We start from the raw sequence: 14,679 nt of genomic DNA, 5'->3' as shown, positions 1-14,679 counted from the left end.
GAGATGTTCGGCGGGGCAATAGACCCCGCCGCTATTGCTCAATGTCTCGGTATGCGCGGCAAAAAGATTGTGAACAGACCGAGCAACGGCAGATACGAGCAGATCGTGTAGACGAAGGAAATCCCGTGCGTATCGGCAAAATCGCCGAGAAACGCCGCGCCAAGCCCCCCTGCCCCGAAGGCAAAGCCGAAGAAGATGCCGCCAATCAGCCCGACGCGGCCGGGGATCAATTCCTGCGCGAAGACCACGATAGCCGGGAAGGCCGAAGCAAACACCAGCCCGATCACAACCGTCAGGACGCAGGTCCAGAACAGGTTCGCATAGGGCATCATCAGCGCGAAGGGAATGACGCCCAGGATCGAGAACCAGATCACGAAGCGCGCTCCGAGACGGTCTCCGACCGGACCGCCCATGATCGTTCCGACCGCAACAGAACCGAGAAAAAGGAACAGCATCAATTGTGCATCGCGAACGTCGAGATGGAATTTGTCGATGACGTAGAAAGTGAAATAGCTCGATATGCTCGCCATATACACATTCTTCGTTGCCGTCAGCAGGATGAGGATTGCAAGCGCCCAGACGGCCTTGTTGCGTGCTATCGGCAAGGCGCGGCTGGGAGCCGGACGCGCGGCATGCTCGCGGCGATGGCTGACATACCAGGTGCCGACCCAGCTCAGGACGATGAAGCCGATGACCGCCAGAACCGCGAGCCAGGCGACGCTCGATTGGCCGTGCTGGAGCACGAAGAAGGCGGCGATCAACGGGCCGATGGCGGAACCGGCATTGCCGCCGAGCTGGAAGAGCGACTGCGCCAGGCCATGGCGCCCGCCGGAAGCCAGCCGCGCGACGCGCGAGGCTTCCGGATGGAACACCGCGGACCCGAAACCGATGAGGCTCGCCGCGACCATCAGCATGGGGAAGCTGCCGGCATAACCGAGCAGCACCAGCCCTGAAAACGTGCTGACCATACCGACCGGCAGGGAATAAGGCATGGGCCATTTATCTGTGACAATGCCGACGACCGGCTGCAGCAGCGACGCCGTAATCTGAAACGTCATCGTCAGCAGACCGATCTGAACGAAATCGAGGGCGTAATTCTCCCGGAACATCGGGTAGAGCGACGTCAGCAGCGATTGCATGATGTCGTTCAAAAGATGGCAGACACTGACCGCCACGACGATTGAAATTGTCGTCTTCTCAAATCGGGCCTGCGCGCCCGAAAATGCCGCAACCATTGAGGATTCCTTCCTGCGCCGGCCGATTCTTTCAGCCATGCCGTTTGATCAGCTTTTACACGGCTTGCAGGTGACCTTCTTTCGTGTTTTGGTCCAGTTCTTTCGCGATCGGGCCAAAATGGAAAAGCTCTCTCAAAAGCTGCTGGCGACACTCGACCGAGATCACGAGCAAAATATGCTCTGGATGGAGGGATCGAATGCCGGCGTGCTCGTCCACAGCTCGGAGCCGCCGCAGGGTTACACTGTTCCCTGGCATCATCATCGCCGCACACAATTGCTCTGTGTTTTCGCCGGTGTCGTGCTGATCCTGACGACCCGCGGCCGATGGATGGTGCCGCCCGGCCATGCCTTGCTCATTCCCGTTGGGCTGGAGCACTCCGTCGAGATGCTGAGCGATGTCAGCCTGAAATCGGTCTATGTGATGCCGCGTGACCCGATCCCGCCGGACGAGGCGCCCCGCGTCGTCGAAGTGACGGATCTCGCGCGCAGTCTGCTGCTCGAAGCCATCCGGCTGCGGGAAGCGCCGGTCGGAAATCGCAAGGCTGAACTTGTCCTTTCCCTCCTCATCGAGGAGATTTCGACGCTGGAAGAACGCCCGCTCGGCCTCCCCTTCCCATCCGACCGACGGCTGGCGGCGCTCTGCCGTGAGTATCTGGCAAACCCGACCCCGAATGCCAGATTGGACGACTGGGCCGAGAAGCTCGCAATGAGCCGCCGCACCTTCACCCGGCAATTTCGCAAGGAAACCGGCATCAGTTTCATCACCTGGCGTCAGCAGGCGAGCGTCTTCGCGTGCCTGCCGCAACTTGCGGAGGGGCAGCCGGTGACCAACGTCGCGCTGGAGGCCGGCTACGAAAGCGTTGCCGCTTTCACCACCATGTTCCGACGCATGCTCGGAACCTCGCCGCGCACCTACATGGTGAACCGCTGGTCTTTCGACCGGCCGTAGAAGTCGCGCAGATATCCCACCTTTACAGCCAAAGACATTCATGGGCAGGCATGATCAAAAAAATTTGAGAAAAGCTTTTCTCATCTTGACTCTTCGGATGGGAAAAGCTTTTCTCACCGCAAATAAGTTCGGGAGAGGACATCTGGAAAACCAGCGGATCAGAAACGGTCGGGTAACGATTCACGATGTTGCCGCTGCCGCAGGGGTCAGCATTTCGACGGCGTCGAAAGCCTTGAACAATACCGGGCGGATGGCCGACGACACGCGGGAACGGGTCAAGCGCGTCGCGACTGAGATCGGGTTCCGGCCGAACGCCTTGGCCAAGGGTCTGCTTAGCAATCGGAGTTTCACCATCGGTCTTTTGACCAACGATACCTACGGCCGTTTCACTCTCCCTGTCATGGCCGGAATTACCGAGGCGCTTGTCGATCACGGCGTCTCGGTATTTCTCTGCACGATCGAAGACGATCCTGCGCTCGGAAAGGTTCATGTGGACGCCATGTTGGACAAGAGCGTCGATGGCATCATCGCTTCAGGAAAGAGGATCGACCGCCGGCTACCGGTGGATCTGTCCAACCTGCCCGTGCCCGTCGTCTATGCCTTCACGGAAGGGACACCCGATAGTGTTACCTTCTGCGCCGACGATTTCCAGGGCGCCGCTCTTGCCGTCGATTGGCTGATGGGTCTCGGCCGCCGCCGGATCGCTCATGTCACCGGCCCCGAGAGCTTCGTTTCGGTACGCGAGCGCACAAGGGCCTATCGAAGCCTCGTCGGCGATGCGTTGCCGGTGATGTACGGCACATGGTCGGAGGCCTGGGGCCACGAGGCCGTTGCGCAAATCTGGGATACGCCCGGACCGAAACCGGACGGCATTTTCTGCGGCAACGACCAGATCGCCCGCGCTGTAGTCGACGCCCTGCGCGAGCGCGACGTGCGCGTGCCGGAGGACGTCTCCGTGGTTGGCTTCGACAATTGGGAGATCGTCGCCGCCCAAACACGGCCGCCGCTGACGACGGTTGACATGAATCTCAAGGCACTCGGCCGGGAGGCCGGGCTTACGGTTCTGGCGCTGGCGGAGGGCCGCGCCATCGAACCAGGGATCAGGACATTGCCGTGCGAATTGGTCGTGCGGCAGTCGTGTGGGGGACACCCCGTTCATTAGTTGAGGAAGAGGGGCTGATGGAAATGCCCCATGGGAGGAGAAACATGATGAAGCGACTTCTGGCCGCGACCGGCCTCATATCCTTATGCCTGATGTCCGGCGCGTCAGCCGCCGAAAACATTACGATGTGGGTGCGCTCCGGCATCGGCGATTCCTTCAAGAAGGTCGTCGAGGCTTATAATGCCAGCCACGACGACAAGGTCACCATGACCGAGGTGCCCTTCTCCGAACTGGTGCAGAAATACGCAACCGCGATCGCCGGCGGGCAGGCACCCGACGCCCTGTCGATGGACCTGATCTACACGCCAGCCTTCGCCGCCGCCGGCCAGTTGGAAGACTTGACCGACTGGGCCAAGAGCCTGCCCTATTTCAACTCGCTCTCTCCGTCTCATGTGAAGCTCGGCACCTATCAGGACCATATCTACGGCCTGCCGCTCTCGGTCGAGACTTCCATTTTCGCCTGGAACAAGGACCTCTACAAGAAAGCCGGTCTCGATCCGGACAAGGCGCCGACGACCTGGGATGAGATTACGAGCAATGCCGAAAAGATCCGTGCGCTCGGCGGCGATACCTACGGCTTCTATTTCTCCGGTGGCGGCTGCGGCGGCTGCATGATCTTCACCTTCACGCCGCTCGTCTGGGGTGCAGGCGCCGACATTCTCTCGGAAGACGGCAAGAAGGCGACGCTCGACACGCCGCAGATGCGCAAGGCTGTCGATATCTACCGCAACATGGTCAAGAAGGATCTGGTGCCGGCGGGTGCCGCGAGTGACACCGGCGCCAACTTCCTAAGCATCAGCAACGGCAAGATCGGCCAGCAGAGCATCGGCGCCTTCTCGATCGGCACACTGATCACGCAATACCCCGATATTCATTTCGGTGTGACGCTGATCCCCGGTGTCGATGGCAAGCCGTCCTCCTTTGCCGGCGGCGACAACTTCGTCATCACCAAGGGTACGAAGAAGCTCGATGCGGTGAAGAAGTTCCTCGAATACACTTATTCGATGGACGGTCAGAAGATCATGGCGAAATATGGCAGCCTGCCGACGCGCGGCGATATCGCCGACCAGGTGCTTCAAGGCCTCGATCCGCGCATGCAGGTGGGCCTGAAAGCGATCTCCATCGCCAAGACGCCCTATACGCTGCAGTTCAATGACCTGATCAACAGCGCCAACGGCCCTTGGGCCGGCTTCACCAATGCCGCAATCTTTGGAGACAACGTCGATACGGCCTTCTCCAATGCACAATCGGAAATGCAGTCGATCATCGACAACGCCCAGTAGTAATAAACCATCACGGACCGGGAGGCTTGGCCTCCCGGTTTTCCCCACCAAAACATCAGGAGCATCCCATGGCTGGTCCCGGAGCTATTACAGCACTGCGGCAGCGCAAGCGGCGTCGACGTGCCGGTTGGCACGGATTTCTCTACATCGCGCCCGCCATGGCGCTGGTCCTGGTCTTTTTTGTCCTGCCAGTGATCTTTACCGGCTGGATGAGCCTGCACAACTGGCCCCTGCTCGGTAGTCCGCGCTGGATCGGCTTCGGCAATTATACAAGGATGGTGTCGGACGTCCGCTTCATGGCGGCATTGCGCTTCACCGCCTATTATACCGTGATCGTCACCATCGCTATTTTCGCCGTCGCCTTCCCACTGGCGTTCTACGTCGAAAAGCAGCGGCGGCTCGTTGGTTTTTACCGCACCATCATCTTCCTGCCCGTCGTCGTCGGGCTGGCGACGGCTTCGCTGCTTTGGGTCTGGCTCGCGAATGTCGATAGCGGCTTTTTCGTACCCGCGGCTCAGGCACTCGGACTGATCGACCGCAGGCCGAACCTGCTTGCCGACTTCGACACCGCCTTTGCCACGATCATCGTGATGGTGGTCTGGAAGATCGCCGGCTTCACCATGATCATCCTGCTCACCGGCCTGCAGGCGATCCCCTCCGAGCTGACGGAGGCCGCCCGCATCGACGGCGCCAGGCGCTGGCAGCGCTTCCGATTCCTGACCCTGCCGCTGATGCGCCGGACGATTGCGCTTGCTTTGATCATCTCGATCACCGGCTCCGTGCTTGCCTTCGACCAGTTCTACATCATGACCAGCGGCGGACCGCAGAACCAGATGATCTCAGTCGTCTACTATATCTTCAACCAGTCCTTCGTGTCCTTCAATCTCGGCTATGGCGCGGCGCTGTCGATCGCCCTCCTCGTCATTCTCGTCTTGATCAGCATCGTCCAGCTCTGGCTGCTGCGCGTCGGGGAGGATCGCCCATGAGCATCGCGAATATGAGCACCACAAAGGTGAGAACCGCAAAAGAGCGTCGTGCCCGGCGGAAAATGTGGAGTGCCGTCAGCTACCACGGCGTCGGCGTCATCATCGTCATCTTCTTCTTCGCGCCCTTCGCAATCGCGCTCCTTTCATCGTTCCGGCACGGTACGGAGGCGAGCCTTCCGCCCCTGCCGCCGTGGCCGACATCGGGGTTCAGCTTTGATGCCTACCGTGCCCTCGACGGTTTCGGTGCCGGTGTCGTGCAGCATACGCTGAACTCGCTCTTCGTTTCGGTGGCGACGGTCATCCTGACGGTCATGGTCAGCCTGCTCGCCGGCTACGGCTTTTCGCGCTATCAGTTTCCGTTCAAGGGCGCCTTCTTCATTCTGATCATCGCTACGCTGATGATCCCGTTCCAGTCGATCCTGACGCCGCTCTTCATCATCCTGGCAAGGCTCGGCCTCAACAATTCGCTGCTCGGGCTGACGCTCGTCTATGTCACCCTCCAGCTACCCTTCTCGGTCTTCATGATGCGCAACGCCTTCGACGCGGTGCCCAAGGAGATCGAGGAAGCCGCTCGCATCGACGGCGCACGCGATCTGAAACTCCTTTTTCGCGTCCTCTTCCCGCTGGTGCTGCCGGGTGTAGCGACCGTTGCGATCTTTGCCTTCCTCAATGCCTGGAATGAGTTCCTGGCAGCGCTGGTACTGCTTTCCAGCAATGAGAAATTCACGCTGCCGGTGCTGATGATCGCGGTCCGGACCGGGCGGCTCGGCGCCGTCAACTGGGGCGCGGTTCAGGCCGGCATTGCCGTCATGACCATACCCTGCGTCATCGTCTTCCTGCTTCTGCAACGCTATTACATGCGCGGTCTGATGGCCGGCGCGGTGAAATGAACCTCAAACGAAACGGATGAAAGCCATGTCAGACAAGCAAAATCGCCAATTCCGCCCCCTGCCCGTTCCGAATGTCGAACTTCACGGCCTTTTCGGTGCCCGGCAGGACGCGATCTGCAACTCCACGGCCGCCACCCTTCTCGACCGCTGCGTCGAGGCCGGCATGGTCAGGGCAATCGACGTCGACAAGCCGAGCCCTGGCATTATCCTGCCGCTGCAGACCTGGTCGGGCTCGACACAGATGTTCTGGGATAGCGATCTCGGCAAATCGATCGAGACCATCGCCTATTCGCTCTATCGCCGCCCCAATCCAGAGCTCGAAGCCCGCGCCGATGCGATCATCGATATGTATGAAAAGCTGCAGCAGGAGGACGGTTACCTGAACGCCTGGTTCCAGCGCGTGCAGCCGGGCCGTCGCTGGACCAACCTGCGCGACCATCACGAGCTCTACTGCGCCGGACATTTGATCGAAGCCGCCGTTGCCTATTATCAGGCGACGGGAAAACGCAAGCTGCTCGACGTCATGAGCCGTTTTGCCGATTACATGATCACAGTTTTCGGCCATGGCGAGGGGCAATTGCGCGGCTATTGCGGCCATGAGGAGGTCGAGCTGGCGCTAGTGAAGCTTGGCCGCGTCACCGGCGAGAAGAAATATCTCGACCTTGCCAAGTATTTCATCGACGAGCGTGGCCAGGAACCGCATTTCTTCACCGAGGAGGCGCTGCGCGACGGCCGCGATCCGGCAAAATTCGTGCAGAAGACCTATGAATACAACCAGGCTCATCAGCCAGTGCGCAAGCAGACAAAGGTCGTCGGCCATGCGGTGCGCGCCATGTATCTCTATTCAGGCATGGCGGATATCGCCACGGAATATAATGATGACAGCCTGACCTCGGCGCTGGAGACGCTGTGGGACGATCTGACCACCAAGCAGATGTACGTCACCGGCGGCATCGGGCCGGCCGCCTCCAACGAAGGCTTTACCGACTATTACGACCTGCCGAACGAAAGCGCCTATGCCGAAACCTGCGCCTCGGTCGGTCTGGTCTTCTGGGCGAACCGCATGCTGGGGCGCGGGCCGAACCGGCGTTATGCCGACATCATGGAACAGGCGCTCTATAATGGCGCCATGGCCGGGCTGTCGCTCGACGGAAAGACATTTTTCTACGAAAATCCGCTGGAAAGCGCCGGCAAGCATCATCGCTGGACCTGGCATAACTGCCCCTGCTGCCCGCCGAACATTGCCCGCCTGCTCGCTTCCGTCGGTTCCTACATGTATGCGGCGGCCGATAACGAAATCGCCGTCCATCTCTATGGCGAGAGCAAGGCCCGCGTTCCGCTTGCAAGCGGCGTCACGGTCGAACTGTCTCAGGAGACGAATTATCCTTGGAACGGCGCGATCCGTTTTGGCGTCAATCCGGACCGCAGCGCCCTCTTCGCGCTATCGCTCCGCATCCCCGGATGGGCTGATGGTGCTACGCTCGCCATCAACGGCGCGCCCATCGATCTTTCCACAATTACCGTCGACGGCTATGCTCGCATCGAGCGGGAGTGGCAGGCTGGCGACAAGGTCGACCTCAACATTCCGTTGATCCCGCGTACCCTGTTCGCCAATCCCAGGGTGCGCCAGGACGCCGGCCGTGCAGCGCTAATGCGTGGGCCGCTGGTCTATTGCGTCGAGACGACCGATAATGGCCGCGATCTCAACGGCATCTCGCTTACCGGCGATCCCGCGTTGGCGCAGACGGCGGAAATTGCCGCACTGGAGGGCGCAGTCGCGCTCGATATTCCGGTGAAGCGCGATGAGTCGGATTGGGGAACGGACCTCTATCGAACGGCGCCGCCGAAGAGCCGCTCCGCCACCGCCCGTTTCGTTCCCTATCATTTGTGGGATAATCGCGAGCCGGGTGAGATGCTGGTCTGGGTCCGCGCCGGCCAGACACAACACGGAGCCTGACATGGGCAAGAACAGCATGAGATTGACCGGCGTCCGCAAGAGTTACGGCGGGCTGGAGGTCATTCACGGTATCGATCTCGAAGTGCAGGAAGGTGCATTCGTCGTCTTCGTCGGCCCGTCCGGCTGCGGTAAGTCGACCTTGCTTAGGATGATCGCCGGACTGGAGGAAGTGACCGACGGCGAGATCGCCATCAAGGGCCGGGATGTCACCGATCTCGACCCGTCCGAGCGCGGCATCGCCATGGTCTTTCAATCCTATGCGCTCTATCCGCATATGAGCGTGCGTGAAAATCTCGGTTTCGGGCTGAAAATGGCCCGAACCGATGCTGAAGAGATCGAAGCGCGCGTCAGGGCCGCTTCGGCGATCCTCAAGATCGACCATTTGCTGGACCGTCGTCCCGGCCAGCTTTCCGGTGGCCAGCGGCAGCGCGTCGCCATCGGCCGGGCGATCGTGCGGAAGCCGGATGTCTTCCTGTTCGACGAGCCGCTATCCAACCTCGACGCGGAACTGCGCGTCTCCATGCGCATCGAAATCGCCCGGCTGCACCGCGAGCTCGGCAACACGATGATCTATGTGACGCACGACCAGACCGAAGCGATGACACTCGCCGACCAGATCGTCGTGCTCAGGGACGGCAAGATCGAGCAGGTCGGCAGCCCGCGCGAGGTCTATGAAGATCCAGCCAATATTTTCGTCGCCGGCTTCATCGGTTCCCCGCGCATGAACATGATCGAAGCCGAATGGACCCATGATGGTTCCGCCAAAGTTCCAGGCGGCTCCATCAGGGCGGACATAGGACAGGCGAACCTTGCGGCCGGCGACAAGCTGATGCTGGGCATGCGCCCGGAACATCTGGTCGTCGTATCCGACAATAATGATGCGATCCGCGTGACCGTCGATTTCGACGAATATCTCGGCGGCACGCGCTATCTCTATTGCCAGACGGAGGACGGTCAAAACCTGATCGCCGAATATCGCGAAGGCCCCAATGTTCAGCGCGGCGATACGCTTTACCTGCGCTGCCCGCCGGAAAGACGCCGCTATTTCGACGGACAGGGGAACCGGCTCCGTTGAAGGATCATCTCAAAGCGACGCTGCCTAATCATTTGACGAACAACTAAAATTATGACGATGTTTGCCGGTAGCGCGGGAGCATCTGTTTCGGCGAATGAATTTGGAGGCGGCAGGATGGCCAGACTGACCGAAGACGCCAGGGGCGTCTATGTGATCGCCGTTACACCCTTCACCGACGAAGGCGCGCTCGATTTCGCCAGCATCGACAGCATGGTGGATTTCTACGAAAGCGTCGGGGTGACCGGGCTGACTGTGCTCGGTCAGCTCGGCGAGGCGCCGAAACTGACGGCGGAGGAATCGCGCGCCGTCGTCGAACGCGTGCTGAAGCGCCTCGATGGCCGCCTGCCCGTTGTCGTCGGCGTCTCCGCGCCGGGGCTTGCGCCGATGCAGGAACTGGCCGAAGCGGTGATGGACCAGGGCGCGGCGGGCGTGATGGTCGCGCCGCCCTGGACGATCAAGACAGACGACCAGGCCTTTGCCTTCTATCAATCGGTCGGCGAAGCATTAGGCGATACACCCTTCGTGCTGCAGGATTATCCGCTGACGACCAATGTCACCATCGCGCCCAAGGTCATCGACCGGATCATCAAGGGCGTGCCGAACTGCGTCATGCTCAAGCATGAGGATTGGCCAGGCCTGTCGAAGATTACCGCGCTGCGCGCCTCCAGCGACAGTGGTGAAACGCGGCGTATCTCTATCCTCTGCGGCAATGGCGGCCTCTTTCTGCCTGAGGAAATGGGCCGCGGCGCCGATGGCGCCATGACCGGCTTCTGCTATCCGGAAATGATGGTCGGCGTCGTAGAGGCCTATGGAGCCGGCAATATCGATCGGGCGCATGAGATCTTCGATGCCTATCTGCCGCTGGCACGCTACGAGCAGCAACAGGGCATTGGCCTCGCCGCCCGCAAATATGTCCTCGCCAAACGCGGTGTCATCAAATCCGCCACCCTGCGCAAGCCCGGCGCCAAGCTTTCGCCGCTCGACGTGAAGGACGTCGAACGCCTGCTTGCCCGGCAGGCACGCCGTCTTCAGGAGATCGGCGCATGACGCTCGGGCTGGCGAGCAAGGAGGCACTGGTGCTGGGGTCAAGCAAGAGAATAGGCGCACGGATCAGGGTCGACGAGGGCACGATCCGATCAATTTAAGACAGTGAATATTGACCAAGGGGGGAGCTTTGGTGGCGAAGACCTATGATTTCATCATTGCCGGCGGCGGTTCGGCAGCTTGCGTCGCCGCCATGCGGCTGGTGCGTGATTTCGGCTTTTCCGTGCTCGTCATCGAACGCGGGCCGCGCAGGACCGCGAAGCTGATGGCCTTTCCCGCGGGCTATATGAAATATCTTGCCCGCGACGATTTCCTTGAAATGCATCACACGGTTCCGCAGCCGCAGCTTGGCGGCCGCGGGCCGATCGTTCCGGTCGCCAAGGCACTCGGCGGCGGCAGCGCCGTCAATGCCATGGTCTACATGCGCGGGCAGAAAGAGGATTACGACGGCTGGGCCGCCCATCTCGGCCATGGGATAGAATGGTCCTATGCCAACATGCTGCCGCACTTCAAAGGGATCGAAGCCAATACGCGCTTCAACAACAGATATCACGGCATATCCGGCAATCTGCGCGTCTCCGAGCCCGGACACATCTCGGACACGACGGAGGATTTTCTGCTGGCCGCGCAAGGGCTCGGTCATCCCTACAATCCCGACTTCAACGGCGTCCGGCAAAACGGCGTCGGCATCATGCAGCACACCTACGGCCAATGGAACGGCAAGATGGAGCGCTCCGATGCCAAGAAGGCCTTCCTCGATCCGCTAGCAGGTGACAAGAGGCTGGAGATCATCACGGATGCCCGCGTCGACCGCATCGTCATCGAAAACGGCCGCGCGACCGGTGTGACCTACACGCGCAATGGAGAAAGCCAGACGATCCATGCAGCGCGGGAAATCCTTGTCGCGGCGGGCACCTACAACAGCGCCAAACTGATGATGCTGTCCGGTATCGGCCCGGCCGATCATCTGCGCGAGCATGATATCGCCGTTACGCTCGATCTTCCCGGCGTCGGCGCCAATCTGCAGGATCATCACGAAGTCCCGGTCATCGCCACGACCAAAGCCAAATCCGGCTATTTCGGCGAGGACAAGGGTTGGCCGATGCTTCGCAACGGGCTGCAATACCTGCTCTTCAACTCGGGTCCAGTCACCACGACGGGCATAGAATCCTGTCTCTTCTACGATCCGGATGGCAGCGAGCGGCCATCGATCCAGCTCTATTGCGCCCCGATCGTCTATCTCGACCGTGACGTCTCCTCCGCCAAGCCCACCTATGGCGTCACCTTCACCTCCTGCCTCCTGCGCCCGAAGGCACGCGGCAGTGTCAAACTACGCTCGAGCAACCCCGCGGATCAGCCATTGGTCGACTGCAACTTCTTCGGTGATCCGGACGACCTGCGCCTGACGCTCGCCTCGCTGAAGGTCGCCCGGCAACTGCTGGAGACGGAACCGTTCAAATCGAAGATCGCGGACGAAATCCTGCCCGGCCGAGCACTGCAGGACGAAGAGGCCCTGACCAAATTCGCCGGCCAGACCGTCAAGACGAATTACCACCCTTCCGGCAGCCTGCGCATGGGACCGGACAATGATCCGATGTCGGTGGTCGACGGAAAGCTGCGCGTGCGCGGCATTGAAGGCCTGCGGGTTATCGATTGCTCGATCATTCCCTTCATCCCGTCGGGAAATACCAATGCGCCGGCAATGGCGATCGGCTCCAAGGCAGCGGAGATGATCGGAAAGAGTTACTGAAGTTCGCCAGTTCGGATGCTTCAAGTTCAGACCGCTTCAGAAACAATAGGTTACACCGCTTTGTTGATGCGCACCGGAACCGACTTATAAGACGGCGTGCCGCTTTCCTTGTCCTGATAGTCGATCGGGATCAGGCAGTTTGCCTCCGGATAATAGGCGGCGACCGAACCCGGCGCGATGTCGTAGGAGATCGCTGTCAGTTTCAGCAGCCGCTTGTCGCCCGAAGGCAGCGCTGTTTCGATCTCGACGAGATCGCCATGCTCCAGCCCCTTCGCCGCCAGATCGCTGTCATTCATGAACAATACGTCACGGCGGCCGAAAACGCCGCGATAGCGATCGTCTAGACCATAGATCGTCGTGTTGTATTGGTCGTGGCTGCGTATCGTCGCGAGTTTGAGCAGGCCGGCGTCTGCCACTGCGACATCCTCGTTGAGCCCCTGGAACAGCAGGAATTCCGCCTTGGCGGAAGGCGTCTTCCAAACGCGCTCGGTTGGACCAAGAGGCAGGCGGAAACCGCCCGGTACACGGATGCGCTCATTGTAGCGCGCGAAATCGGGAAAGACGATTTCGATCTTGTCACGAATGCGATCATAGTCGGCAACAAGGTCCATCCAGGCGACCTTGCTATTGGGCAATGTTGCCTGCGCCATACCGGCAACGATCGCCGGTTCGGAACGCAGATGGTCCGAGGCCGGCTTCAGCTTGCCGCGCGAGGCATGCACCATCGACATCGAGTCTTCGATCGTCACCGATTGCGGCCCGGAGGACTGGATATCCTGCTCGGTGCGCCCAAGCACCGGCAGAATGATGGACTCCCTGCCGATCAGCAGTTGCGAGCGGTTGAGCTTGGTATTCATGTGAACGGCGAGATCGAGCTTGCGCATGCCCGAGGCGCAGAGTTCCGGGTCCGGCAGCGCGATCGAAAAATTGCCGCCAAGGCAGAGCAGCACCTTCGACCGCCCCTCCGCCATCGCCTGCATTGCCGCGACCGCATCGTGACCATGGTGTTCGGGCGATTTGAAGCCAAACGCGCGCTCGATGCCGGCGAACATCGCAGGATTGGGCCTCTCGCTGATCCCGACGGTGCGATTGCCCTGCACGTTGGAATGGCCGCGCAACGGGCAGATGCCTGCGCCGGGCTTGCCGAAATTGCCGCGCAGCAGCAACAGATTGGCAATCTGCTGCACATTCGCAGTACCCTTGGCGTGCTGGGTGATGCCCATGCCGTAGGTGACGATCGTGGCATTCGATTTAGCATAAGCGGCTGCGACCCGTTCCAGCTCTGCCCGCACAAGGCCGGAAGCCCTTTCGATATCGGCCCATGCCGTCTGCTTGAGATCAGCGGCGAAGGCATCGAAACCGTTGGTGTGTTCGGCGATGAAGGCACGGTCGACAACGTCTTCCGACGCCTCGGCCAACTCCAGTATTGCCTTCATGATGCCTTTCAGCGCCGCCGCATCGCCGCCGATCTTCACCTGATAGTAGGAAGAGGCAATCCGCGTCGAACCGAAAGTGCTCATCTCGATCGGGTTCTGCGGATCGGCAAAGCGCTCGAGCGCCCGTTCCTTCAGCGGATTGAAGACGATGATCGGCACGCCGCGCCGCGAGCATTCATGCAGCGTGCCCATCATGCGCGGATGGTTGGTGCCGGGATTGTGGCCCATGGAGATGATCAGCTCGCAACGGTCGAAGTCCTCCAGCGATACCGTGCCCTTGCCGATGCCGATCGATTGCGGCAGGCCTACGCTGGTCGCCTCGTGGCACATGTTGGAGCAATCGGGGAAATTGTTGGTGCCGTATTCGCGTGCAAAAATCTGGAACAGAAACGCGGCCTCGTTGGAGGCACGGCCGGACGTGTAAAACTCCGCCATATTTGGATCGGGCAAGCTGCGCATGATCTCGCCGATGCGGGCAAACGCCGCGTCCCATTCGATCGGCCGATAGGTATCGGTTATCCTGTCATAGACCATCGGGTGCGTGAGCCGGCCTTCGTTCTCCAACTCGTAATCGCTCCGTTTGAGCAGCTCGGTCACGGTGTGCTTGGCGAAGAACTCGGGCGTCACGCGCTTGTTCGTGGCTTCCCAGGTGACGGCCTTTGCGCCGTTTTCGCAGAACTGAAACGTCGATGTGTGTTCCTTGTCGGGCCAGGCGCAGCCGGGGCAATCGAAACCATCAGGCTTGTTGGTGCGCAGAAGAAGCAGCGGCGCTTCCGTGACATCCATCTGCTCGCGCACGGCCTTGGCGGTCGCCCTCAAGGCACCCCAGCCGCCCGCGGGATTGCTGTAGGTACGAATTCCCGGAACTTCGCGCTTCTTCGCCATAGCACGCTCCTCTGGTTGCCCGCCCGA

The 14,679-nt window shown here is 60.6% G+C and carries 11 protein-coding genes; 9 read left to right on the top strand and 2 right to left on the bottom strand.

Features of this window, described 5'->3' with window-relative positions; genetic code table 11:
* Positions 1–38 precede the first annotated feature (38 nt).
* Positions 39–1,235: an MFS transporter gene (locus PH547_RS14010; protein WP_104826809.1), complete on the bottom strand. Its 1,197-nt coding sequence runs from the start codon at positions 1,233–1,235 to the stop codon at positions 39–41.
* Positions 1,236–1,353: 118 nt separating this feature from the next.
* On the opposite strand from PH547_RS14010, the gene PH547_RS14005 reads away from it, so the two are divergent.
* The 9 genes from PH547_RS14005 (at position 1,354) to PH547_RS13965 (ending at position 12,331) form a co-directional block, all read left to right on the top strand.
* Positions 1,354–2,184 (top strand): AraC family transcriptional regulator, encoded by an 831-nt coding sequence (locus PH547_RS14005; protein WP_285168597.1) that lies wholly within the window; start codon positions 1,354–1,356, stop codon positions 2,182–2,184.
* Between the two features lie 97 nt (positions 2,185–2,281).
* Complete coding sequence (locus PH547_RS14000; RefSeq protein ID WP_285168595.1) at positions 2,282–3,346, top strand: LacI family DNA-binding transcriptional regulator; 1,065 nt, start codon at positions 2,282–2,284, stop codon at positions 3,344–3,346.
* Between the two features lie 44 nt (positions 3,347–3,390).
* A complete protein-coding gene (locus PH547_RS13995; protein WP_260305131.1) occupies positions 3,391–4,629 on the top strand; it encodes an ABC transporter substrate-binding protein in 1,239 nt (412 codons plus the stop codon).
* Positions 4,630–4,697: 68 nt separating this feature from the next.
* Positions 4,698–5,615: a carbohydrate ABC transporter permease gene (locus PH547_RS13990; RefSeq protein WP_285168593.1), complete on the top strand. Its 918-nt coding sequence runs from the start codon at positions 4,698–4,700 to the stop codon at positions 5,613–5,615.
* Between the two features lie 26 nt (positions 5,616–5,641).
* Positions 5,642–6,505: a carbohydrate ABC transporter permease gene (locus PH547_RS13985; RefSeq protein ID WP_260305236.1), complete on the top strand. Its 864-nt coding sequence runs from the start codon at positions 5,642–5,644 to the stop codon at positions 6,503–6,505.
* A 25-nt stretch (positions 6,506–6,530) separates the two neighbouring features.
* Positions 6,531–8,462 carry a glycoside hydrolase family 127 protein gene (locus PH547_RS13980; protein WP_285168592.1) on the top strand — a complete coding sequence of 644 codons (1,932 nt, stop codon included), beginning with the start codon at positions 6,531–6,533 and terminating at the stop codon, positions 8,460–8,462.
* 1 nt (position 8,463) lies between these two features.
* The gene (locus tag PH547_RS13975) at positions 8,464–9,537 is read left to right on the top strand and encodes an ABC transporter ATP-binding protein (RefSeq protein ID WP_285168591.1); all 1,074 of its coding nucleotides are present in this window, start codon (positions 8,464–8,466) and stop codon (positions 9,535–9,537) included.
* 114 nt (positions 9,538–9,651) lie between these two features.
* Positions 9,652–10,584 carry a dihydrodipicolinate synthase family protein gene (locus PH547_RS13970; RefSeq protein ID WP_285168589.1) on the top strand — a complete coding sequence of 311 codons (933 nt, stop codon included), beginning with the start codon at positions 9,652–9,654 and terminating at the stop codon, positions 10,582–10,584.
* A gap of 130 nt (positions 10,585–10,714) precedes the next feature.
* Positions 10,715–12,331, top strand: coding sequence for a GMC family oxidoreductase (locus PH547_RS13965; protein ID WP_285168587.1), 1,617 nt, complete (start codon positions 10,715–10,717; stop codon positions 12,329–12,331).
* Positions 12,332–12,381: 50 nt separating this feature from the next.
* Here PH547_RS13965 and PH547_RS13960 read toward each other — a convergent pair whose 3' ends face one another.
* Positions 12,382–14,652: an FdhF/YdeP family oxidoreductase gene (locus PH547_RS13960; protein WP_285168585.1), complete on the bottom strand. Its 2,271-nt coding sequence runs from the start codon at positions 14,650–14,652 to the stop codon at positions 12,382–12,384.
* Between the last annotated feature and the right edge of the window lie 27 nt (positions 14,653–14,679).

Origin of the sequence: Rhizobium cerradonense, from assembly GCF_030182455.1 — a bacterium.
GTDB lineage: Bacteria > Pseudomonadota > Alphaproteobacteria > Rhizobiales > Rhizobiaceae > Rhizobium.
The sequence above is the reverse complement of the archived record's forward strand: the minus strand, read 5'-3'. Positions and strand labels throughout refer to the sequence as shown.